Here is a 23,658-nt window from a genome sequence, read left to right as displayed (position 1 = left end):
TGTGGTTAGAAATAAGAAAAGTGGTGGTGGTGCTCAGCCGAAGGCCAGCGCCACAAGGCTCGAGCAGAGTAGGACCAAGCCGCCGGCGGTCAGTGCCAGGAAGCCATCCGATACGAAGTCATGATTGCGCATGGGACACCTGCCGCTCTCGTCTTCTATGCTCGGTCGGATCGCTTAAAATTATCCGAACGTGCTGGCTTGAAAGAGGGGATGCTTGCCGTCCGCGCGAATGCCGTCAGGCCCTCGTGCGGTAACCTTCAAACGCATGGGCCAGGAAGATCCCCGCGCTTACCAGACCCATCAGTGCCGAAACCGTCTCGATCATCGTCAAATTCCAGTTCGCCCTTGCAGCCGAGAAAACGCGTGCGGCCTTGCACAGTCAAAAGAATTCCAGTGAGCCACAAGACAATGGGGGTGGAGTGAGGATTCAGCGCAACAGAATGTCCAGGAGTGGCACAGGGCGGGGGCTTCTTCTCCCGTAGAGCAACGGGAGAAAAGCGAACGTCCCGTTTACCATCCCAGCGTGATCGCTGTGGGCTCCCCATTTCCGCCGTGTTCGGGTTGCGTTATCCTTACTGCTTCCGACGCGGTGGTGGGCCGCCTCGGATCAAGGGACCGGACAGCGCTCCCCCGTAGCCAAAGCGGGTTGGGTACGCCTCCGGCGAAGTGGTATTTGGGGCACATGGGGATCCGACGGTCAGATTCGGTTTTGCGGGCCGCGCGCGGTGTTGCGGCGGTCGCGACCTGCCTTGCGCTCGCCAATTGCGCCTCCTCGAACAAGTTCGCCAGCCGGGTCGATCCGAAATACGGCGTATCCTCGAGCCCCCGGGTCGTGGCGTTTGGGGATCCGGTCCCGAAGGGCGGCGGCACCTACCGCGTCGGCAAGCCCTATGTCGTGGCCGGCCGGACCTATGTGCCGGAGGAGGACGTCAACTACCGCGCCGAGGGCATGGCGTCCTGGTACGGCGACGATTTCCATGGCCGCCTGACCGCCAATGGCGAAGTGTTCGACATGACCTCGCTGACGGCGGCGCATCCGACCCTGCCGATGCCGTCCTATGCGCGGGTGACCAACATCTCGAACGGCAAATCGCTGATCGTGCGCGTCAACGACCGCGGGCCCTATCACGGCAACCGGCTCATCGACGTATCGAACAAAGCTGCCGAACTCCTTGAATTCAAAGGTAATGGCGTCGCCAAGGTCCGTGTCGAATATGTCGGCCGGGCGCCGCTCGAAGGCTCCGACGATCGCCAGCTGATGGCGACCCTGCGCACCGGGATCCCGGCGCCGTCGCCCTCGATGGTGCGGGTCGCCTCGGCAAGGCCCTTCGTGCCGGAGCTGCCATCGTCGAACCGCAGCGCCATTCGCGGCGAGGTTCCGATGCCGGAGGGCCGGCCCTACAATCTCGGCAACACCTCCGCCGACATGGCTTCGCTCAATGCGACCTCGGAGATGTCGGCCTCGAGCCGAAGCCGGGGCCGGGCGCTCCAGAATGCGCGAGCCGTGTCCTATGACGAGGATGGCCGCTACGCGACCGAGAACGCGCCGTCATCGGCAGACGGCGCTGCCGAGGCTCGCAGCATCCTGAGTGGCCGCGGCCTCTACTGAGCCGCGCGCTCCTTCAAGAACTTCACCAGCGCAGCGTTGACCTCGTCGGGCCGCTCCTGCTGGACCCAATGGCCCGCGCCCTCGATGATCAGCTTGCGCGTCAGATTGGGCAGCACGCGCTCGAGCTCGTTGACCCGCTTGGCCCCGATCAGGCCGGTGATGACGGCGTCTTTCGAGCCGGCGATGAACAGCGACGGTTGGTGGATCTGCGCGTCCTGCCAGGGCGCCGTCAGCTCCCAGTTGCGGTCGAGATTGCGGTACCAGTTCAGCCCGCCGCGGAAGCCGGACCTGGCGAAGGTCTCGGTGAAATAGGCCAGATCAGCCTCGCTCAGCCAGCCCGGCAGCGGCTCCTCGACAGTTGCGTGGCCGAGAAAGCCCTTGCCCTCCTGGACGAACATGGCGGCGCTGGGATCGGCGAGGCCGCGCCCGCCGAGCACGATGCGCATGGTGCGGGCGACGTCTTGCTCGAATTCGGCCTCGGCGACGCCGGGCGTCTGGAAATACTGCCAGTAGAAATTGGTGACGCCGCCCTGGCGCAGCAGATCGAGCGGCTTGCCGCGGCCGCGGAATGGTGGCGGCACGCTCAGGCCGGCCACCGCCGTGAAGATGTCAGGCCGGAATAACGCCGCATGCCAGGCGACCGGTGCGCCCCAGTCGTGGCCGACCACCATCGCCTTGCTCTCGCCGAGTGCATGCACGAGGCCAACGACGTCGCCGACCGTGTCGAAGATAGAGTAGGCGGCGACGTCCGCCGGCGCTGCGCTCTGGCCGTAACCGCGCATGTCGGGGGCCACGACGTGGAAACCGGCGTCCGCAAGCGCAGGGATCTGGTGGCGCCAGGAGTAGGATAGCTCCGGCCAGCCATGGCACAGCACCACCAGCGGACCCTGGCCGGCTTCGCGGATGAACAGATCGATCCCGTTGGCCTTGATCACGCGGGTGGACAACATTCGCTTTTCCGCCTTGTTTCAGGGGTTTGGTCGAGAAATATGAGGTGACACGATAGGGGCGCCGCGAGAATCGTGCAATCTCGGGTTCCGGCGGTTAGCCTCGTGTTGTTCGCACCGGTTCCTGCTGTTAGAACGCCGCTCTCAGGGCTTGGCCATGGCATTTCGTCTTTTTCCGCTTCGTCGCACCCGGTTCTCCGCAGGAGTGCTGGCACGCGGGCTGGTTGCTGCGGTTCTGGTGGCGGGCATCGGCTGGGGCGGGGCGATCTACGCCGCCAACCAGAGCATCCAGGGTGTCAAGAAAGCGGAAGATTCCGGCTTTGATGGTGATGCCCCCACCGCGATCCTGATCGAGGCTTCCAGCGGCAGCGTGCTGTTCGAGAAGAACGCCGACGAGCTGCGCGCGCCCTCCAGCATGATGAAGCTGATGACGGCGGAAGTCGTCTTCAACGCCATCAAGAAGGGCGACATCAAGCCGACCGACGAGTACCGGATCAGCGAGAACGCTTGGCGCAAGGGCGGGGCGCCCTCGGGCGGCTCGACCATGTTCGCCGCCATCAACAGCAAGGTCTCGGTCGACGATCTCCTGCACGGCGCGATCATCCAGAGCGGCAACGACGCCTGCATCGCGCTGGCCGAAGGCATCGCCGGCAACGAGAGAATCTTTGCCGCCGACTTCATGACCAAGCGCGCCCGCGAGCTCGGCATGACGAAGTCGACTTTCGGCAATTCCAACGGCCTGCCCGACCCCGGCAACAAGATGACGGTGCGCGAGCTCGGCATCCTCGCGCGGCACATCATTCTCGACTTCCCCGAATTCTACAAACTGTTCGGCGAGAAGGAGTACACCTGGAACAAGATCCGGCAGCCCAACCGCAATCCGCTGCTCAATTCGATGGAGGGCGCTGACGGTCTGAAGACCGGCTTCACCAAGGAGGGCGGTTACGGCATGGTCGGCTCGGCGGTGCAGAACGGCACGCGGCTGATCGTCGTCGTCAACGGGCTGGAAGATCCGGAAGATCGCGCCACCGAAGCCAAGAAGATGCTGGAATGGGGTTTTCGCAATTTCGAGACCCGCACCCTGATCGCGGCCGACCAGCAAGTCGGCTACGCCAAGGTGTTTGGCGGCGAGAGCCGCTCGGTCAAGCTCGTCGCCAAGACGCCCGTGAAGGTGATGGTGCACAAGAACGGCAGCGACAAGCTGATCGCGCGTGTCGTCTATAGCGGACCGGTGCGCGCCCCGATCGAGGCCGGCCAGAAGGTCGGCCTGGTCAGGGTCTGGCGCAGCGGCAACATCGCGGTGGAGACGCCGGTCTATGCGGCTGAGGCGATTGGCACCGGCTCGACCATGCGCCGCGCCATCGACGGCGCCAGCGAGCTCGTGATCGGCATGTTCCGCGCAGGCGCCGAGAAGCTCTGATCATGAGTGAGAGCGCGGCACAGCGGCCGTCCGGACGCGGACGCTTCATCACCTTTGAAGGTGGCGAGGGGACGGGCAAGTCGACCCAGATCAAGAAGCTGGCCGACCGGCTCAACGCGGCCAGGATGCGGACCCTCGTCACGCGCGAACCCGGCGGTTCGCCGGGCGCCGAGATCATGCGCCATCTGGTGCTGTCGGGGATGGGCAAGCTGCTCGGGCCCGACGCCGAGACCCTGCTGTTTGCCGCTGCCCGCGACGACCATGTCCGCACCGTGATCGAGCCCGCGCTCAATCGGGGCGCCTGGGTGTTGTGCGACCGCTTTGCCGACTCGACCCGCGCCTATCAGGGCAGTCTCGGCCAGGTGCCGGCTGGCCTCATCAACGCGATGCAGCGGGTCACGATCGGCGATCTCAAGCCGGATCTCACCATCATCCTCGACCTGCCGGTCGAGATCGGCTTGCAGCGCGCCGCCGCACGCCGCGGCAGCGGCACACCGGATAGGTTCGAGGGCGAGAAGCTCAGCTTCCATCAGGGCCTGCGCGAAGCCTATCGCAAGATCGCGGCGGACGATCCCGCGCGCTGCGTGCTGATCGATGCCAATTCCGATCCTGACACGGTCGCCGGGCGCGTCTGGACGGCGCTGCGCGATCGTCTTCTCCCGACACCTGCATCGGTGGTTTCCAGATGAGCCCGCGTCAGGCCGAACGCGAGTCCGCCATTCCGCATCCGCGCGAGACGAGTCTTCTGTTCGGCCATCGCGAAGCCGAGACGGCGCTGCTCGCGGCCTATCGCAGCGGGCGCATTCCGCATGCCTGGCTGATCGGAGGACCGCAGGGGATCGGCAAGGCGACGCTGGCCTATCGCATGGCGCGCTTCGTGCTTTCCAATGGCCAGCCGCTGGCGCCGTCCGTGCAGCGCGCGGAGACCCTCGCGATCGATCCTGATGACGCCGTGGCGCGTCAGGTTGCGGCCAGCTCGCATGGCGGGCTGCTGACGCTGGAACGCACCGCCAACGACCGCGGCGTGATGCGCACGGTGATCACCGTGGACGAGACGCGGGAGACGATCGGCTTCTTCGGCTCGACTGCTGCGGCAGAAGGCTGGCGCGTCTGCATCGTCGACACCGTCGACGAGCTCAATCCGAACGCCGCGAACGCGCTGCTGAAAATCCTCGAGGAACCGCCGCAGCAATCGCTGTTCCTCCTGGTGAGCCACGCGCCGGCGCGCGTGCTCGCAACGATTCAGTCGCGCTGCCGAAAGCTGCGCCTGCGCCCGCTCGGCACGGATGACGTGATCGGCGCCGCAGCTTCGGCGGCCGATCTCGATCCGAACGATCCGGCGCTGCGCGAGGCCGCTGAGGCCTCCGAGGGCAGTGTCGCGCGGGCGCTGACGCTGCTCGGCGGCGACGCCCTGAAACTCCAGCAGCGTACGGCGGCGCTGCTGGCGCGCCTGCCGCAGGTCGATCCGCGTGAATTGCACACGCTCGGCGAGTCGCTCGGCACCAGCGACCGCGTGGCGCTCGCGGCCTTCATCGACGGCATCGATCGCTGGATCGCGGAGCGACTGCATGCCGACGAAGCGAACGCCAACCAGAACCTGCCGCGCCTTGCGCGCCTTGCAGAGGTATGGGAAAAGATCGTCCGCGCGGCGCGCGACACCGAAACCTACAATCTGGAGCGAAAGCCCTTGGTTTTCTCGGTGTTCGGCTGGCTGGCGGACGCAACGCGCTAGAGCATGATCCGGAAAGGTGCGGAGCGGATTTCCGACAGGATCATGCTCAAAACAATAACCTAACGCAGGTTCGTTTCCAAATTTCGAGAAGCCGGTAAAGGAATTCGTCGTGGCAACGCGAGCTAAGAAAACCGCCAAGGGCAAGAGCAGCAAGAAGAAGGCTGCCAACAAGGCCGCGAAGAAGGCCGTGAAGGCGCTTGCGCGCAAGGCCGCCAAGAAAGTCAAGAAGACCAAGAAGGCTGCCGCCAGGAAGGGCGTGAAGAAGAGCGCTGCGAAGACGGCAAAGAAGGTCGGCAAGAAGGCTGCGAAGAAGCAGGTCGTCGCCAAGAAGGCGGTGAAGAAAGCGGCCAAGAAGCCAGCCAAGACTCCCTCGAAGACTCCCGCGAAGAAGGCGGCCAAGAAGGCGAAGGTTGCGTCGCCTGCCGTGATCGCCGCACCGGCTCCTGTCGTTACGCCGCCCAAGGCCGTGAAGCCCAGGGTGTCGAAGCCCAAGGCGCCGCCGGCGCCGAAGCCCGTCGCGGCTCCGCAATCCGCTGCTCCCGCAGCCGCACCCGCGCGCGACAACGTCTTCTACATCACGACCGCGATCGCCTATCCCAACGGCAGTCCGCATATCGGCCACGCCTATGAGGCGATCGCGACCGACGTGCTGGCGCGTTTTGCGCGGCTCGACGGCAAGGAGGTGTTCTTCCTGACCGGTACCGACGAGCACGGTCTGAAGATGATCCAGACCGCGCAGAACGAAGGCCTGACGGTGTCGGCGCTGGCGGCTCGCAATGCCGGCCGTTTCAAGGAGATGGACGAACGCCTCAACGTGTCGTTCGACCGCTTCATTCGCACCACCGAAGAGCAGCACCATCGCTCCAGCCAGGAGATCTGGCGGCGCATGGACGCGAACGGCGACATCTATGCCGACACCTATGCCGGCTGGTACTCCGTGCGCGACGAGGCCTATTACGCCGAGGACGAGACGCGCCTGAACGACGACGGCGTGCGTCTCGGGCCGCAAGGCACGCCGGTCGAGTGGGTCGAGGAGAAGAGCTATTTCTTCCGCCTCTCGGCCTATCAGGACAAGCTGCTGAAGCTCTACGAGACGAAGCCTGATTTCATCGGGCCGGACTCCCGCAAGAACGAGGTGGTGAGCTTCGTCAAGGGCGGCCTGCGCGATCTCTCGATCTCGCGCACCACGTTCGACTGGGGCGTCAAGGTGCCCGGCGACGAAGAGCACGTGATGTATGTGTGGGTCGACGCGCTCACCAACTACATCACCGGCGTCGGCTTCCCCGATGAAAGCGACCAGAACTGGCGTTACTGGCCTGCCGATGTGCACATCATCGGCAAGGACATCATCCGCTTCCATGCGGTGTACTGGCCGGCGTTCCTGATGTCGGCCGGCATTCCCGTGCAGAAGCGGGTCTATGCCCACGGCTTCCTGTTCAACAGGGGCGAGAAGATGTCGAAGTCGGTCGGCAACGTCGTCGACCCCTTCAATCTCGCCGACCAGTATGGCGTCGACCAGATGCGCTATTTCTTCCTGCGCGAGGTGCCGTTCGGCCAGGACGGCAACTATAATCACGAAGCCATCGTGGCGCGCATCAACGCCGATCTCGCCAACGATCTCGGCAACCTCGCGCAGCGTTCGCTGTCGATGATCGCCAAGCAGCTGGGTGGCGTGCTGCCGGAGCCCGGCGAGTTCAGCGACAACGACAAGGCGATCTTGGCGATGGCCGACGGCATGATCGCCACATCGCGCGAGGCGATGGCGACGCAGCAGATCCATCACTGGCTCAATGCCGTGTGGGCCGTGGTCGCGGAAGCCAACCGCTATTTCGCGGGCGAGGCGCCGTGGGCGCTGGCCAAGACCGATCCTGCGCGGCAGAAGACGGTGCTCTATGTCACCGCCGAAGTCGTGCGCCAGATCGCGATCCTGGCCCAGCCGGCGATGCCGACCGCGTCTAGCTTGCTGCTTGACAGCCTTGGCATTCCCGCGGACGAGCGCAACTTCGCCATGCTGGGCGGCGGCAAGCGCATCGCGCCGGGCTCTACGCTGCCGGCGCCGACGCCGGCATTCCCGCGCTACATCGAGCCGGCGGCCTGAGGCGCACGTAGCGATGCTGGTCGACAGCCACTGTCATCTGGATTTTCCGGACTTTGCGGAAGATCTCGACGGGATCGTCTCGCGTGCCCGTGCGGCCGGCATCACGCGCATGGTCACGATCTCGACGCGGGTGCGAAAGCTCAATCAGCTTCTCGCCATCGCCGAGCGCTTCGACGACGTCTATTGCTCGGTCGGCACTCATCCGCATAACGCGGATGAGGAGGACGGCATCGCGCCGGACGAGCTGATCGCGCTGACCGAACATCCCAGGGTCGTCGCGCTCGGCGAGGCCGGGCTCGACTATTTCTACGACAACGGCTCGCCGGAGGCGCAGGCGAGGGGCTTTCGCGCCCACATCGCCGCTGCCCGTGCGACCGGCCTGCCGCTGGTGATCCACACCCGCGAGGCGGACGAGGATTGCGCCCGCATCCTGGAAGAGGAGGCGGCCAGGGGATCGTTTCGCGCCGTGCTGCATTGTTACACCGGCGGGCGCGAGCTGGCGCTGAAGGCGGTGTCGCTCGGGCTCTATGTCGGCTTCACGGGTATCCTGACCTTCAAGAAATCGGAGGCCCTGCGCGCGCTTGCCGCTGAACTGCCGTCCGACCGTATTCTGGTTGAAACAGACTCGCCCTATCTTGCGCCCGGCAAGTTCCGGGGCAAACGCAATGAGCCGGCCTATGTCGTCGAGGTCGCCAAGGTGCTCGCCGAGGCGCGCGGCGTGTCGTTTGACGAGATCTCACGCCAGACAAGCGAAAACTTCTTCCGCTTGTTCTCCAAGGTGAAAGCTTAAGGTTGGGAGCCGCATGACGCTGACGCTGACGATCCTGGGTTGCGGCTCCTCCGCCGGCGTGCCGCGCCCGGCGCTCGGCTGGGGCGCCTGCGATCCCAACAATCCGAAGAACCGCCGCCGCCGCTGCTCGCTGCTGGTCGAACAGACGTCAAGCCACGGCACCACGCGCATCGTGATCGACACCTCGCCGGATCTGCGCGAGCAACTGCTCTCGACCGACGTTGATCACATCGACGCGGTGTTCCTGACGCACGAACATGCCGACCAGACCCATGGCATGGACGATCTGCGCTCCGTGGTGCTCCACATGCGCAAGCGCATTCCGGTCTATTTCAACCTGTCGACCGCGAAAGACATCATGGCGCGGTTCTCCTATTGCTTCATCTCGCCGGAAGGCAGCGACTACCCGCCGATCCTGACGCGGCATTCCATCGAGGCGGGCGAGAGCCAGACCGTCTTGGGGAAGGGCGGGGCGGTGACGATGACCGCCTTCCTGGTGGAGCATGGCAAGATCCCCGCGCTCGGCTATCGCATCGGCAACGCCGCCTACACGCCCGATCTCAACGACATCCCGCGCGAGAGCTGGGGCGCGCTGGAGAACCTCGATCTCTGGATCGTCGACGGCCTGCGCTACACCACCCATTCCAGCCATTTCAGTATCAACGACGCGCTGTCCTGGATCGAGCGCTTCAAGCCGAAGCGTGCCGTCATCACCAACATGACCGCCGACGTGGATTACGAGGTGATCCGGCAATCGCTGCCCGCGGGCGTGGTGCCGGCTTTTGACGGGCTACGGCTGGACACGCACTGAATCTGCGGTGGGAATTCCGGCAACAGCCGGCATACTCCTTGCTTGCACCGGCCCCATCATGTTGATCTAACGTCTGAAAGACAGGCGCTGGACAGGGCGATATTCAATCAGAACCGGCGGCGCCTGATAGCGGCCGCCGGGCTGGTTGTATCGCCTCGTGAGGATGGGGATCGCGTTGGCAGGGGACGATGTAGCGACGAGGGGACTGGTGCGACGCGCTCTGGATCTCCTTTATCTCGGTGCGGGCTACGCCGCGGGCGTCTTCCTGGTTGCGATCTTTGCAATCATGATGATCATGTCGGTCGGGCGCCAGTTTGCGATCAACATTCCCGCCGGCGATGATTTCGCGTCCTGGTGCATGGCCGCGATGGCGTTCCTCGGTCTCGCGCACACCTTCAAGCGCGGCGAGATGATCCGCGTCGGCCTGCTGCTGGAGCGGTTGCACGGGCGAACCAAGCAGATCGCGGAAATCGTGGCGCTCGGCATTGCGACGGCCTTCATTCTCTACTTCACCCGGCACGCGATTCAGATGACCTACGACTCCTGGCGCTTCAACGACGTGGCGCAGGGCGTGGTCGCGCTTCCGCTCTGGATTCCGCAGCTCGGCTTCGCCGGCGGCCTTGCGATCCTGTCGATCGCGCTGATCGATGAAATGGTCAATGTGATCGGCGGCAACCGGCCGAGCTATGAGAAGGGCTCGCCCGACGAGACGCCGGACGAATTCATCGAGCGCATCTCACAGGGCGGGGGAGGTTGATCATGGCCAATCTCGGCATGATCGAGCTGTCTTTCATCCTGCTCGGCGTCATGATTCTGCTGCTGGGAAGCGGCATCTGGATTGCGGTCTCACTGGGTCTCGTCGGCTTCGTGGCGATGGCGCTGACCACGAGCCTGCCGCTCGGCTCCGTGCTTGCGACCACGACCTGGAGCGCAAGCTCGTCCTGGACACTGGCCGCCTTGCCGCTGTTCATCTGGATGGGCGAGATCCTGTTCCGCACCAAATTGTCGGAGGAGATGTTTCGCGGCCTGTCGCCCTGGGTGCAATGGCTGCCGGGACGGCTGACCCATGTCAACGTGATCGGCTGCGGCATCTTCGCGGCGGTGTCGGGGTCTTCGGCCGCGACCTGCGCGACCATCGGCAAGATCGCGCTGCCCGAACTCGACAAGCGCGGTTACGACAAGGGGCTCAGTCTCGGTTCGCTGGCAGGTTCCGGCACTCTCGGCCTGTTAATTCCACCGTCGATCCCGATGGTCGTTTATGCCGTGACGGCGAATGTGTCCGTGCTTCAGGTGTTCCTCGGCGGCTTCCTTCCGGGCGCACTCGTGATGGTGCTCTATTCGGGCTACATCATCATCTGGTCGCTGTTGAACCCCAGCAAGATTCCGCCGCGAGATCCGCCGATGTCGTTTCGCCGGAAGCTGCAGGAATCCGCCAAGCTCGTTCCGTGCCTGCTGCTGATCCTGGCTGTCTTCCTCTCGCTCGTGTTGGGTTTTGCGACGGCAACAGAGTGTGCCGCTTGGGGCGTCAGCGGCGCGCTTCTGCTGGCATGGTGGAGCGGCACGCTCACGCGCAAGAATTTTCTTGAGAGCATTATGAGCGCGACGCGCCTGACCTGCATGATCATGCTGATCCTCGCAGGCGCCGCCTATACCACGGCTGCGATGGCCTATACGGGCATTCCGGCCGCACTCGCCACCTGGGTTCAGGGGCAGCAGCTGACGCCGGGCATGCTCGCGCTGTATCTGAGCATCATGTACATCATCCTCGGATGCCTGATCGACGGCATCTCGATGATTGTTCTGACCGCCGTCATCGTGCTGCCGATGGTCAGGCAGGCTGGCCTCGACCTGGTCTGGTTCGGCGTCTACCTCATCATCCACGTCGAGATGGCGCAGATCACGCCGCCGGTGGGTTTCAATCTGTTCGTGCTCCAGAACATGAGTGGTCGCGACACCTTCACCGTGGCGCGGGCAGCATTCCCGTTCTTCGTATTGCTGCTGGCCGCGGTGTTCATCATCACGGAGTATCCGCAGATCGTGCTGTTCCTGCCCAAGCTTGCTTTCCCAGACTGATCGCGCCCGGCTTTCAAATTGACTGTGAGGAGAAGTTCGATGATGTCACGTTTATTCCGCGCATCCTTGATTGCGGGCGTCGTGCTGGCCGCGACGCCGGCTTTGGCTCAGACCAAATGGAATCTGCCGGCAGCGTATCCCGCCGACAATCCGCACTCCGAAAATCTGGTCGCTTTCGCCAAGGACGTCGAAGCCGCCACGTCCGGCAAGCTGCAGATCACGGTTCATCCCGGCGCCTCGTTGTTCAAGGCGCCCGATATCAAGCGCGCGGTCATGACCGGGCAGGCGCAGATGGGTGAGGTCCTGCTGTCGATCCACGAGAACGAGGACCCCGTGTTCGGTGTCGACGTCGTGCCGTTCCTTGCGACCAGCTTTCCGGACGCGATGAAGCTTTATCAGGCCTCCAAGCCCGCGATTACGAAGAAGCTCGAGGCACAGGGCCTCAAGCTGCTGTTCGTCGTGCCGTGGGCGCCGCAGGGCGTCTATGTCAACAAGCCGCTCGCGTCGATCGAAGACATGAAGGGCCTGAAATGGCGGGCCTACAATGTCGGAACCGCGCGCATTGGCGAGTTGGTCGGCGCGCAGCCGGTCACGATCCAAGCCGCCGAACTGCCGCAGGCGCTTGCGACGGGCGTTGTGAACTCCTTCATGTCGTCGGGCGGCACGGGCTACGATGCAAAGGCTTGGGAGTCGCTCAAGTACTTCTATGATGTGCAGGCCTGGATTCCGAAGGACTACACCTTCGTCAACAAGGCCGCGTTCGACGCGCTCGACAAGCCGACCCAGGAGGCCATCCTCAAGGCCGCCGCAACCGCGGAAACCCGCGGCTGGAAGGCTTGGCAAGACAAGAGCACCTGGTACATCGATCAGCTCAAGGCCAAAGGCATGACCGTCGAACCGCCGAGCCCGGCGTTGAAGGCCGGCTTCCAGAAGATCGGCGATCAGCTCACCGCCGATTGGCTCAAGAAGGCAGGGCCCGATGGCGTGGCGCTGATCGACGCCTACAAGAAGATGTAAGGACGGGAGAGGGCTTTCCCTCGCCGCGGTCCGGCGTGCGGGCGGACGTCTTTCCCTCGAGCTTGAGGCAGGGTCACCACGCGTAGCGCAGGATGGCCTTGCCGGTGTAGGAGCGCACCAGGCTCGACACTTCGCTGTCGAGGTTCGCCGAAGCCGACCAGCCGTTCAGGTCTCTCAGCTCGAGCGCGACGCCTGTCAACGCCGCATTCGGCGCCAAGGCCGTGCCGCCGACGATGAAGCCCTGACCGGGGAGGGACTGGAACGCTGGCGGGATCGACCGCCCCGCGCTGAAATCATGCGCCCAGGCGAGTCGTCCGCGCAGGTTCATCACGCTTCCGAACAGCGCAAAGGACGTGCTCGTGCGCAGGCCGAGCTCGGCACGGGTGTCGGTGAAACCGTCGTCGCCGGGCGCCGCCGGAGACCGGTCGACGGCGTAGGCCGGTTGCGCCGTATTGGAGGGCAGGCGGAAGGTGGTGATCTGCGCGGCCGCATAGGGCGTGATGCCGAGCCAGGGCATGGCAAAGCGATAGCCGCCTTCGAGACGGCCTGAATAGGCATTGGCGTTGACTGCTGCGTTAAGGCTGGAGCCGGCCGGCGTCACCTGATAGTCGCCGGTAATGGCCTGCCAGCCATAAGCGAGCGCCGTCGCGACATAGGCCGGTCCGACCGAATGCCTGACGAAGGCGCCGGCCTGGAACAGGTCGGAGCGGCCGCTGGACAAATTGTTGGCAAAGCCAGTGCCGCCGCCGGCGAGCGCAAAGCCCATCCGCGTCTGCGGCGACAGCGAATAATCGGCACCGACGACCGTGCCAAAGCTCCGGCTGGCGGAGCCGCCGCCGGTCGACACCTGCGATCCGCCGAAGCCGGCGGCCCAGACATTCCAGTGCGCAGACGCGAGCGAGGGCTTGCCGTAGATCGCCCCATAGGCTTCGCGTCCGACCCCGCCATGCGTCTGGTCGTTGCCGAGATCGGCGTAGGCCGCGAGCTCTGCGTCAAACTCTGCCGGGCCGATGCTGCGGCCGTCGATGGCGGGATCGAGCAGGGTCTGCATGAATTGCGTCATCGCCAGAAACGTGGCCTGCGCCGTCTCGGGTCGGGAGGCACTATCAGCGCCGCCGCCAAAGGATTGCCGCATGCCGAACCGGGCTTCGCCGGCAAGGCCGGGTGGCTCGCCGTTCCAGCCATAGCCCGGCTGCATGCCGCCACCGCCGCCGCCATTGCCAAACCAGGCGCCGGAGAAAGTCGATGTCTGCGGCCCGCCAAATGGAGCACCGCCGAACGCGGGATTGGCGAAATTGTTGAAGCCATAGCCCGGCATATTCGGCCCGGCAGCCCCATAGGCCGGCATGCCCGCGAATGCGCCAAACTCGCGCATCGTCTCCGCAGCGGCCGCGCCGGGTAGCAGCAGTCCAGCCGTCAACAGCAGCAGCGACAGACGCGCACGCACGTCCGCGCTCACGACACCAACCGCATGAAGCGCCCCAACAGCGCCGGTCGCCAGCCGCGCAGCCCGCGCGGCGAATCATCTGGAATCAGCGAATCCGACTGGAGCAAAACGTAAATGCGTCTCTAACGTTTTCCAATCTTTTCCTGTCGTGTCCCGGTGTCGTTGAATATGCACGATCGGTTTCGAGATGAAACGCCTGACAGGTCCGCGTCGCTCGGCGACTCTATGTCGATGCAATATGGGTGATTGCGACGAGGGCTGCGGCTGAGAGCCGGTGGGACATTTACCAGGCGTAGCGCATGGTGGCCTTGCCGGTGTAAGACCGCACTTGGCTTGAGAGTTCGCCGTCGAAGGTGCCGGCCGCAACCCAGCTGTTCAGCCATTTCAATTCGATCGTACCGCCGACGAGCGCCGAATTCGGCGCCAGCGCGGCGCCGCTGGCGACGTAGCCCAGTCCCGGCAGCGCCTTAAGAGCGGCCGGCAATGCCTCCGCAGCGGTGAAATCATGCGCCCAGGCTACACGTGCGCGCAGATTCACGATGCCGTCGTGAAGCGCCAGCGACGTGCTGGTACGAAAGCCCAGTTCGCTCCGGCTATCGTTGATGCGATCGCTGCCAAGGGCCGTGGCAAACGCGTTCGCAGAAGAAGGCTGGGCCGCGCTGGTCGGCAAGTTGAAGGTCATGAATTGGCCCGCGGCATAGGCGGTCACGCCGAGCCAGGGTGTGGCGAAGCGATAGCCGCTCTCGATGCGGGCGGAATAGGCGTTTGCATTGAAGGCGGCATTGAGCTGATCGACGCCCGGATGATCGCCGGTCATCGCCTGCCAGCCATAGGCAAGCGCCGTAGCCACATAGGCCTGCCCAATCGCATGGCGGGCGAACGCGCCGGCCTGGAAGAGGTCCGAGCGACCGCTCCCGCTGCTGCCGGCGAAATTGGTGCCGCCACCAGCCATTGCAAAACCCAGCCGCGTTTGCGGCGACAGCGAATAATCAGCGCCGACCACTGTTGCAAAGATGCGGCTCGATGAGCTGGATCCCGGCGCCGCGTTGTTGCTCGAGACTTGTGAGCTGCCGAACCCCGAGGTCCAGACATTCCAACGCGGCGCGTTGGACGAGCTGGAAAGGCCCATCTTGCCGTAGAAGGCTTCATACACATCGCGCCCAACACCGCCGCGCGTTCGGTCGGACGGGGCCATCGCATAGGACTGAAGCACCTGATCGGTCAGGGCGGGTGTCGCGTCGGCTCCGCGGCCGTCGATCGCGGGGTCGAGCAGCGTCTGCGTGAACTGTGTCATCGCCAGGAACGTGGCCTGCGCGGTCTCTGCCTGCGACAGCGCCAGCGGACCACCGGCTGACAGCGCCGCGCCGACGCCAACGCTCGCGGTAACGGTCGGTGCGGCCGCGATTGGAGTTGTGGCAGAGCTTTGCGGATTAGTCGCTGTCGTGCTGGCTGAGGCGGGCGAGCTCGTGCCGCTGGTCACCGCGCTGCTGCCGGACGCGGCTGAAGCAACAGGGGCCGGACTGGTCACAGCGGCGCTCACGGTCGTTGCTGTCGAAATCTGGGACGATGGTGCCGGATCGGCTGCCGCCACACGCGTCTGGGTCGAGGCCGATGGAGCGGTGTTCTGGGCTGCTGGTGATGCGCTGGCAGGAGTCTTCGCGGGGGCTTGCGCGTTCGCGGTGGCCGGCAGCAATCCAATCATTAATAGCGGCGCGAGACGCAAGGATGCGGCTGCGCGCGTGATCAATCGCATGATGCGCCCCAACCGCGCCAGCGACCGGCCGCGCGCTGCGCCGTTCAAGAATCGGCGATCCCAATGCGATGGGACCGTAAAGGGGGAGGCGTCTTTTTCAAATCTTTTCCCGCCGTGTCCGGAGTTTCACGGGAATCCGGCGAGGCCTGCCCCGATCAATCAGGTCGAGATCGCTTTCGCCGAGCCGATCTCGTTACGCAGCAGGAATTTCTGGATCTTGCCCGTGGACGTTTTCGGGATCGGTCCGAACACGACAGCCTTCGGCGTCTTGAAGCCGCTCATATGCGAGCGGCAGAAGGCGATGATCTCGGCTTCGCTCGCGCTGGCGCCGTCCTTCAGCTCGACGAAGGCGCAGGGTACCTCGCCCCATTTCGGATCTGGCTTTGCGACGACGGCGGCGAACAGCACGGCCGGATGCTTGTAGAGGATGTCCTCGACCTCGACGGAGGAAATGTTCTCGCCGCCGGAAATGATGATGTCCTTGGAGCGATCCTTGATGATGACGTAACCGTGCTCGTCGAGCACGCCTAGGTCGCCGGTGTGAAACCAGCCGCCCGCGAAGGCTTCCTTCGTCGCCTTGTCGTTCTTGAGGTACCCCTTCATCACGATGTTACCGCGGAACATGACTTCGCCGATGGTCTCGCCGTCGCGCGGCACCTGCTGCATCGTCTGCGGATCGATGACGGTGACGCCCTCCTCTAGCGGATAGGGCACGCCCTGCCGCCGCTTCATGCCGGCGCGCTCGGCGGCGGGCAGATCGTCCCAGCCGGGTTGCTCGGCGCAGACGGAGGCGGGGCCGTAGACTTCAGTCAGGCCGTAGACATGCGTGAGCTTGATGCCGATGTTTTCTGCGCCTTCGAGCACCGCGACCGGCGGCGCAGCGCCGGCGATCAGGCCGACGACGCGGCGGGCGGCACTGCCCTTCGGCGCATCGGGCGCGTTGATCAGCGTGTTGTAGACGATCGGCGCGCCGCACATGTGGGTGACGCCGTGCTGCTTGATCAGCTCGAAGATCCTGGTCGGCTCGACCTTGCGCAGGCAGACATTGATGCCGGCGGCCGCCGCGATGGTCCAGGGAAAGCACCAGCCGTTGCAATGGAACATCGGCAGCGTCCAGAGATAGACCGGGTGCTGGCCGAGATTGCCGGCGAGGATGTTGCTGACGGCGTTGAGATACGCGCCGCGATGATGGGTGACGACGCCCTTGGGATTGCCCGTGGTGCCCGAGGTGTAGCTCAGCGCGATGGCGTCCCATTCGTCGCCCGGAGGGTTCGCCGCGAAATCCGGATCGCCTAGCGCAACCGCCGCCTCATACTCGATCTCGCCGATGCGCTTGCCGCCGTTGAAGGCGGCGTCGTCGACGTCGACGACGAGCGGCTTCGGCCCCTTCATCTGCGCGAGCACGTCGGTGATGACGCCTGAAAATTCCGGATCGACCAGGATGATCCTGGCGCCGCCATGATCGAGCTGAAACGCGATGGAGGGCGCATCGAGGCGAATGTTGAGCGCGTTGAGAACGGCGCCCGTCATGGGCACGGCGAAGTGCGCCTCGTTCATCGCCGGAATGTTCGGCAGCATCGCCGCGACGGTGTCGCCGACGCCGATACCCCTGCTCGCGAGCCAGGACGCAAAGCGTTTGCAGCGCTCATGCGTCTCGCGCCACGTGAAGCTGCGGCCCTCGTAGACGGTGCTGACCTGGTTGGGATAGACGGCGGCGCTGCGCGCGAGGAAGCTCAGCGGCGACAGCGGCACGTAGTTGGCGGGGGTCTTGTCGAGGTCGATATTGTACTGGTTCTGCAGCTCGCTCATCGACACCCTCCTTGACGCCGCGCCTTACAGGAATCCGATCGAGATCCAGGGGAAGATCGCGACGATGATCAATCCCACCAGCAGCGCCAGCAGATAGCCCCAGATCGGCCTGATGCCCTCGGCCGGATCGACGCGTCCGATGGCGCAGGCGGCATAATAGCCGACGCCGAAGGGCGGGGCGAATAGCCCGATACCCATCGCCAGAATGATCACCATCGCATAGTGCACCTCGTGCACGCCGACGGCACGGGCGATCGGAAACAGCAGCGGCCCGAACAGCACGATGGCCGGAATGCCCTCGAGCACGCTGCCGAGAATGGTGAAGGCCAGGATCGAGACGGCGATGAAGGTCATGGGCCCTCCGGGCAATCCGGTCATGGCCGCCGCCAGCGAGCGCGAGAAGCCCGATTGGGTGAGCCCCCAGGCCATGCCGGTCGCAGTGCCGATGATCAGCAGGATCGCGCCTGACAGCGCCGCGGTCTCGACCAGCATCGGAAACAGCCGCCGCCAGTCGAAACGGCGGTAGACGAGGAGGCCGACCAGGGCGCCGTAGACGATGCCGATGGTGGAGACCTCGGTCGCGGTCGCGATGCCCTCGACCACGGCGTAGCGGATCACGAAAGGCAGCGCGAGCGCGGGCAGGGCTATGACGAAGGTCTTGCCGATCTCGCCTCCTGTGGCGCGGCGGACATGGCTCATGTCCTCGTGGCGGTAGCGCCACCACACCAGCATGCAGAGCGTGATGGCGAGCACGACTCCGGGCAGCAGGCCGCCGGTGAAGAGGGCGGCGATCGACACGCCGGTGACCGAGCCGATCGTGATTAGCACGAGGCTCGGTGGAATGGTCTCGGTCTGGGCACCGGTCGCCGCAAGAAGCGCGACGAGGTCGCCGGGCTTGGCGCCGCGCTGCTTCATCTCCGGGAACAGCACGGGCGCGACAGCGGCCATATCGGCGGCCTTGGCGCCGGAGATGCCGGAGACGAGGTACATGGCTCCGACCAGCACATAATGCAGGCCGCCGCGGACGTGGCCGAGCAGGCTCGCCAGGAACGCGACCATGGCCCGCGCCATGCCGGTCATCTCGATCAGCAACCCCAGGAACACGAACAGCGGCACAGAGAGCAGGATGAGGTGGCTCATGCCCTCGTCCATCCGCCCGACCAGCACCATGACAGGCGTGCGCGTGGTCAGCGCCAGATAGCCGTAGATGGCGAGGCCAAACCCGAACGCAATGGGAACGCCGGCAAAGACGCAGAAGCCGGCGACGCCGACAAAGAAGATGATGAGGTTGATGTTGCCGAGCGGCCGCAGGACCGGCTCCGCCAGCCAGAACAGGCCGATCAGGACGGCGACCGACAGCACGGCGGCCGCGACCATCCGGTAGTCGGCCGCACGCAGCAGCCGCAACAGCGCGAACGCCGCCATGAGGCAGATGCCGGCCGGCAGCGCCGCGGCGCGCCACATATTGGAAATCTGGAGCGCCGGCGTGGTGATGTAGCTTTCCTCATAGGCATAGTCGCAGGACGGCCACACGATCAGCACCAGAAACGCCAGCGCCGCGCAGGTCGCGACCAAGTCGAGCCAGGCCCGCATCGCAGGCCTCGCGCTCGCGACGACCGCGGTCATGCGCATGTGCTCGGAGCGGCGGAACGCGACCGCCGCGCCCAGCATGGCGAGCCACAGGAACAGGATCGAGGCGAGTTCGTCGGACCAGATCAGCGGCCGGTGCAAGCCGTAGCGCGCGACCACGCCGGCAAACAGGATCACGATCTCGGCGACCACCAGGATGGCCGCCGGAATCTCGACGATCAGACCAAGCATGCGTTCCAGCGAGGCCAGCAACGAAGATCGGCGAGGGGACTGAACAGTCGCCTCGCCCTCCACTCCGGTCGCCTCAACCTCGATATGAGCCATGACGGCCCCAACGCGTTACGACAGCTTGCCGACGGCCTTTTCCAGGAGGTCCCAGGCCTGGTCGCCATACTTGCCCTTCCACTCGGCATAGAAGCCGGCGGTGCGCAGCTTGTCGCGGAATGGCGCCACCGCAGGCTGGTTGAAGGTCAGGCCCTTGGCCGCGAGCTCCTGCTGGAGGTTGGCATTGAGCTTGGCGGTATCCGCGCGCTCGTTGACGGCGGCGGCGTTGATGTTCTTGGCGACGACGGTGCGCACGTCCTGTGGGAGCTTTTCCCAGGCCCGGCGGTTGGCCAGGAACCAGAAGCCGTCCCACATGTGGTTGGTCAGCGAGCAGTACTTCTGCACCTCGTAGAGCTTGGCGGTCGAGATGATGGCCAGCGGGTTTTCCTGGCCCTCGACGATCTTGGTCTGGAGCGCGGAATAGACCTCGCTGAAATTGATCGAGGCGGGCGCGGCGTCGAACGCCTTGAACATCGAGGTCCACAGCGGCGACACCGGCACGCGGATCTTGAAGCCCTTGAGGTCGTCAGGACCGGTGATCGGCTTGCTCGACGACGTGGTCTGGCGGAAGCCGTTGTCCCAGATCTTGTCCATGACCTCGAGGCCGGCCTTCTTGATCTCGCCGCGGACATGGGCGCCGAGGTCGCCGTCCATGGCCTTCCAGACCGTGTCGTAGTCCGGGAACGCGAAGCCGATGCCGTTGATGGACGCCGCCGGCACCAGGGTCGACAGGATCAGGCCGGACAGCGTGAAGAACTCGACGCCGCCGGACCGGATCTGGCTCAGCATGTCGGTGTCGGACCCGAGCTGGTTGTTCGGGAAGATCTGGAGGTCGAACTTGCCGTTGGTCTCGGCCGTGATCGCCGCCGCCATCTCCTTGGCGCGCACGTTCAGCGGATGGGTGTCCGGCAGGTTATTGGCGTACTTGTAGGTGAACTCGGCGCTCTGGGCGCGGGCCACATGGGGCGCACTGAGACCGCCCAGGACCGCGGTCGCGGCGGAGGCCTTGAGAAGCGTGCGTCGGGAAAAACTCATGGGTCTGCTTCCTCGGAAGGTTTGTTGTTGTTCTGAGATGCAAACCTATACGGACGGAAGGCCTGAAGGTCATCTGCGATCTCGCGAGGTCTCGCTTATTGCAGCCGGACACCGTCGCGGCAATATCGGCTTTCGGAGACATCGGCCGATTCAAAATCTGAAAAACAACCCCATGCACAGTAGCCGTCACGAGCTGGGGCGACGGTCGAGGCGCAGACCGAAAATGGACGGCAAGCGAAGGCGCGGTGGCAGGAATTCCGCCTAAATATCTGATCTGATTGTATATAAATATATTCCATAATATACCTTATGCGAATCATGGATATGGCGATCTGGGCTGGGTGCTCCTGAACCTTCTCTTCTAATCCGAGTCTATTGTCGGCCATTTTGAGTCTGGCTCCGAGCCGCTGGCCGCGATAGCCGCAGGCCAGTACATGACTGACTTCCTTGGTAACGCGGCTGCAGCCAATGTCCGCTGTTCGACTTGGAACCGTCGGCGTTCGTCGCCCTGAGATGCGGGGACGAAGGATGGGAAGTTAAGTTCGTTGGATCGCACGGTAGCTGACCGTGCGATCGGGAACCTCTGCCCCCTGCTCTGATCCGTTTTTGACCGTTTCGGAGGCTGGGGTCAGCAGGTGCCGCGGAGGTTCTTGGCATCGACGGACCGAACAGCCTCCGGACGATGAAGGCCCTCAAGATGGCCATGTCGCCGAAGTTCGAGTTGTTCGCGGAGCTCGGAATCGAAAACGCCTGCGATATCTCGATGATCCCCGTCATGCTGGTCATGGACAACGGCAAGGACTTTCATTCGAAGGACGTGTCAGCGTTCCTTTCGGATCTGCTGATCACCCAGCAATTCGCGGGTGTCTACCGCGGTGACTACAAGCCGTTCGTCGAGAGATTCTTCCGGACCCTGAAGGCGTTCCTGCGGAAGATCCGTGGTGCGGAAGCGAAGAACGCCTGCAACAAGAAAGGACCGAAGGCGAAAGAAAACAATCCCGCGAAGCCACTGAGAATGAAGGAGCTCAAACGCTTCATCTGGCACTTCATTATGGACGTCTACCACATCCGACCGCACGCCGGCCTTCGCGGCAGGACGCCCCTGATGGCGATGACATCTGGCCTTCGTCGGCTCGACGCGGAACGTTCTCGCGGCTATTCGACGAAAGATGGGAAGTTAAGTTCGTTGGATCGCACGGTAGCTGACCGTGCGATCGGGAACCTCTGCCCCCTGCTCTGATCCGTTTTTGACCGTTTCGGAGGCTGGGGTCAGCAGGTGCCGCGGAGGTTCTTGGCATCGACGGACCGAACAGCCTCCGGACGATGAAGGCCCTCAAGATGGCCATGTCGCCGAAGTTCGAGTTGTTCGCGGAGCTCGGAATCGAAAACGCCTGCGATATCTCGATGATCCCCGTCATGCTGGTCATGGACAACGGCAGTGTTGGAGGGCCTATGACGTTGGCCATCGAATATCAAGTTAAGGTCATAATTGAAGCCGTCAAAGCCTCGATTAGTCCTGCTGAAGCTTATAACATATCCATCATCCTTCCATGGTTCTCGGAGTTTTTGGGTAGGACCAACAAGGATTTTCTTAGTGCTGATCATTTGGATTTGACCGCATTTTGCCAGGAGCGTGCCAAGACTCGCAATGAGCGATCAATGAATCGGCTCATCTGGAGTCTTCGGACTGCAATCCAAATTCTCGTCAATGCGGGACTTCGCACTGATAACCCCGCCCTGCTACTTCCCTTCTCTGCAAACACCACCATCCCGCCGAACTATTCGATAAAGCGCGCGGAAGTCGACGCATTGATTTCGTGGCAGAGGTGCCGTCTTCAGCAGGCGCAAGGATCAAGAAATCCCTTCGAATTACGCGGTCTTGTTCTGGGTTGTCTTCTTGCTGCAGGAATTACCGTGGCCGAATTGGTAGGCCTCGACATCGCCGATCACTCGACTAACGGCGTGACAGCCGGGCGAAACAGGTCGCGCGAACGCTTGGTGCGCCTTGATGAGTTGGCGTCAGCGGCGGTGTCGGAGTGGGTCGAATATCGAGCGAGCATTCCGGCTGCTGACAAATCGCTGTTTCCTGCCTCGCTCCCACCGTGGACTCGCCTTGGAGTGAAGGCCATCTCCCACGTCGTGGCACGCATTATCGAAGCCGCGGGGCCTCGTTACTCCCACCTGACCGCTGGGACGCTTTACAGAAGCATGTACGCAGCAATCGTCGAGGATGGGCACGGTTGGAATTTGGCGATCGGCGCAGGAGGTTGGAAAACCGTGCCGCTCGTCGTCCGGCCTGCTCCGTCTATCGAGAAGCTTGCGCTGATGGTCGAGCGATTCCATCCGCTCGGGTCCTCGGCCCTAACGATTTGCCGAGCCCGGCAAGATGAATAGGCGTCCAAAGCCTTAGGTTCGCACTCGGGTGTGAGCCGACCTCCCTCTCGCCTCGAGCCGCTGCCCATTTCTCAACGGCTGGTCCCGACGAGCCGACTTGACAATCGTAAACCGCCTCTTACGGGTTCGCTTCCTTTATCAATCTGATGTAATTGGCGGGGAAGGTAGCGCCTGGGTTATCTGACGGAACCTTGATTCCGATTGCCTGCGCCACTTCTTTCGCGAGGCTATTACAGTTCTTTCCCCCCATTGCGAGCACGTTGTATTTTGGATCTTCACTTTTCCATTTGTCGAATACCGCTAGAGCTTTCGCCTTTGTGCTGTCGTCGACGTTCTTCCTGTACCTGATCGCCGAGGGGTAGTCGTTTTCCTTGAATGTTATCATCCCCCGATCAGTGCCTCGGAATTTCATGATCTTTTTTTCCATTGAGGCCGGATAATATCCATAAATTCCCTCGTAGACCGTCAATCCATTATCGAGTTCGGTGCCAACCGACACGAACGCATGGCCCGTCAAGGTATCGTCTCGAGCAAAAAATGAAACGAAAGGCTGTCTCGAACTGCTGTTAATGTAGTCATCGTAGAGATCAGCCTTTGCCCCTGTAGGGAGAAGCACCAGAGGTGCGGCTGAAAGAAATAAGCGTCGAGTAAGGCTCATGTTTACCTCCTAGAAATTTGAACCATTCGTAACTCGTTCTCGCTGAAACCTCGGATCGTTTAAGGTATCACTTCCAACTAATCTCGAACCCGGGATATTCGGACGCGAAATTCTCCCACGCCCATATGCTCGCTTGGGGAGTGGCAACGCC

At 63.6% G+C, this 23,658-nt stretch carries 19 protein-coding genes; 12 read left to right on the top strand and 7 right to left on the bottom strand.

Features of this window, described 5'->3' with window-relative positions; translation table 11 throughout:
• The first annotated feature begins 682 nt into the window (after nucleotides 1–682).
• Nucleotides 683–1,609: a septal ring lytic transglycosylase RlpA family protein gene (locus NLM15_RS22465; protein WP_254119498.1), complete on the top strand. Its 927-nt coding sequence runs from the start codon at nucleotides 683–685 to the stop codon at nucleotides 1,607–1,609.
• On the opposite strand, the gene NLM15_RS22460 is transcribed toward NLM15_RS22465, so the two are convergent.
• Nucleotides 1,603–2,559, bottom strand: a complete 957-nt coding sequence (locus NLM15_RS22460) for an alpha/beta fold hydrolase (protein WP_254119496.1) — start codon at nucleotides 2,557–2,559, stop codon at nucleotides 1,603–1,605. The two genes, NLM15_RS22465 and NLM15_RS22460, sit on opposite strands and share 7 nt — an antisense overlap.
• 154 nt (nucleotides 2,560–2,713) lie before the next feature.
• Between NLM15_RS22460 and NLM15_RS22455 the strand changes: the two genes are divergently transcribed.
• The 9 genes from NLM15_RS22455 to NLM15_RS22415 all read left to right on the top strand — a co-directional run bounded on the left by NLM15_RS22455 (nucleotide 2,714) and on the right by NLM15_RS22415 (nucleotide 12,497).
• Entirely contained in the window at nucleotides 2,714–3,976 is a 1,263-nt protein-coding gene (locus NLM15_RS22455; protein WP_254119494.1) for a D-alanyl-D-alanine carboxypeptidase family protein, read from the top strand.
• Nucleotides 3,977–3,978: 2 nt separating this feature from the next.
• Nucleotides 3,979–4,665 carry a dTMP kinase gene (gene tmk, locus NLM15_RS22450; RefSeq protein WP_254119492.1) on the top strand — a complete coding sequence of 229 codons (687 nt, stop codon included), beginning with the start codon at nucleotides 3,979–3,981 and terminating at the stop codon, nucleotides 4,663–4,665.
• The gene (locus NLM15_RS22445; protein WP_254119490.1) at nucleotides 4,662–5,708 is read left to right on the top strand and encodes a DNA polymerase III subunit delta'; all 1,047 of its coding nucleotides are present in this window, start codon (nucleotides 4,662–4,664) and stop codon (nucleotides 5,706–5,708) included. Before tmk ends, NLM15_RS22445 begins: the two co-directional genes overlap by 4 nt.
• Nucleotides 5,709–5,817: 109 nt before the next feature.
• Entirely contained in the window at nucleotides 5,818–7,806 is a 1,989-nt protein-coding gene (gene metG, locus NLM15_RS22440) for a methionine--tRNA ligase (RefSeq protein WP_254119488.1), read from the top strand.
• Between the two features lie 13 nt (nucleotides 7,807–7,819).
• Nucleotides 7,820–8,596 carry a TatD family hydrolase gene (locus tag NLM15_RS22435; RefSeq protein WP_254119486.1) on the top strand — a complete coding sequence of 259 codons (777 nt, stop codon included), beginning with the start codon at nucleotides 7,820–7,822 and terminating at the stop codon, nucleotides 8,594–8,596.
• 13 nt (nucleotides 8,597–8,609) lie between these two features.
• Entirely contained in the window at nucleotides 8,610–9,407 is a 798-nt protein-coding gene (locus NLM15_RS22430) for an MBL fold metallo-hydrolase (RefSeq protein WP_254119484.1), read from the top strand.
• Between the two features lie 163 nt (nucleotides 9,408–9,570).
• Nucleotides 9,571–10,164: a TRAP transporter small permease gene (locus NLM15_RS22425; protein ID WP_254119483.1), complete on the top strand. Its 594-nt coding sequence runs from the start codon at nucleotides 9,571–9,573 to the stop codon at nucleotides 10,162–10,164.
• A gap of 2 nt (nucleotides 10,165–10,166) precedes the next feature.
• Nucleotides 10,167–11,480 carry a TRAP transporter large permease gene (locus tag NLM15_RS22420; RefSeq protein ID WP_254119481.1) on the top strand — a complete coding sequence of 438 codons (1,314 nt, stop codon included), beginning with the start codon at nucleotides 10,167–10,169 and terminating at the stop codon, nucleotides 11,478–11,480.
• A gap of 39 nt (nucleotides 11,481–11,519) precedes the next feature.
• On the top strand, nucleotides 11,520–12,497 hold the full coding sequence (locus tag NLM15_RS22415) for a TRAP transporter substrate-binding protein (protein ID WP_254119479.1): 978 nt from the start codon (nucleotides 11,520–11,522) through the stop codon (nucleotides 12,495–12,497).
• 73 nt (nucleotides 12,498–12,570) lie between these two features.
• Here NLM15_RS22415 and NLM15_RS22410 read toward each other — a convergent pair whose 3' ends face one another.
• The 5 genes from NLM15_RS22410 to NLM15_RS22390 all read right to left on the bottom strand — a co-directional run bounded on the left by NLM15_RS22410 (nucleotide 12,571) and on the right by NLM15_RS22390 (nucleotide 20,455).
• On the bottom strand, nucleotides 12,571–13,944 hold the full coding sequence (locus NLM15_RS22410; RefSeq protein ID WP_254119478.1) for an autotransporter outer membrane beta-barrel domain-containing protein: 1,374 nt from the start codon (nucleotides 13,942–13,944) through the stop codon (nucleotides 12,571–12,573).
• Nucleotides 13,945–14,227: 283 nt separating this feature from the next.
• Nucleotides 14,228–15,472 (bottom strand): autotransporter outer membrane beta-barrel domain-containing protein, encoded by a 1,245-nt coding sequence (locus tag NLM15_RS22405; RefSeq protein WP_254119476.1) that lies wholly within the window; start codon nucleotides 15,470–15,472, stop codon nucleotides 14,228–14,230.
• 384 nt (nucleotides 15,473–15,856) lie between these two features.
• Nucleotides 15,857–17,506: an acyl-CoA synthetase gene (locus NLM15_RS22400; protein ID WP_254119474.1), complete on the bottom strand. Its 1,650-nt coding sequence runs from the start codon at nucleotides 17,504–17,506 to the stop codon at nucleotides 15,857–15,859.
• A gap of 24 nt (nucleotides 17,507–17,530) precedes the next feature.
• Entirely contained in the window at nucleotides 17,531–19,420 is a 1,890-nt protein-coding gene (locus NLM15_RS22395) for a TRAP transporter large permease subunit (RefSeq protein ID WP_254119472.1), read from the bottom strand.
• 15 nt (nucleotides 19,421–19,435) lie between these two features.
• Nucleotides 19,436–20,455 carry a TRAP transporter substrate-binding protein gene (locus NLM15_RS22390; RefSeq protein WP_254119471.1) on the bottom strand — a complete coding sequence of 340 codons (1,020 nt, stop codon included), beginning with the start codon at nucleotides 20,453–20,455 and terminating at the stop codon, nucleotides 19,436–19,438.
• Between the two features lie 682 nt (nucleotides 20,456–21,137).
• Between NLM15_RS22390 and NLM15_RS22385 the strand changes: the two genes are divergently transcribed.
• Nucleotides 21,138–21,695, top strand: a complete 558-nt coding sequence (locus NLM15_RS22385; RefSeq protein WP_254119469.1) for a hypothetical protein — start codon at nucleotides 21,138–21,140, stop codon at nucleotides 21,693–21,695.
• A gap of 83 nt (nucleotides 21,696–21,778) precedes the next feature.
• On the top strand, nucleotides 21,779–22,849 hold the full coding sequence (locus NLM15_RS22380) for a hypothetical protein (RefSeq protein ID WP_254119467.1): 1,071 nt from the start codon (nucleotides 21,779–21,781) through the stop codon (nucleotides 22,847–22,849).
• Between the two features lie 118 nt (nucleotides 22,850–22,967).
• Here NLM15_RS22380 and NLM15_RS22375 read toward each other — a convergent pair whose 3' ends face one another.
• Complete coding sequence (locus NLM15_RS22375; RefSeq protein ID WP_254119466.1) at nucleotides 22,968–23,507, bottom strand: hypothetical protein; 540 nt, start codon at nucleotides 23,505–23,507, stop codon at nucleotides 22,968–22,970.
• Nucleotides 23,508–23,658: the final 151 nt, after the last annotated feature.

Source organism: Bradyrhizobium sp. CCGB20 (assembly GCF_024199855.1).
In the GTDB taxonomy this organism is placed as follows: domain Bacteria; phylum Pseudomonadota; class Alphaproteobacteria; order Rhizobiales; family Xanthobacteraceae; genus Bradyrhizobium.
This window is presented reverse-complemented; position numbering and strand designations above follow the sequence as displayed.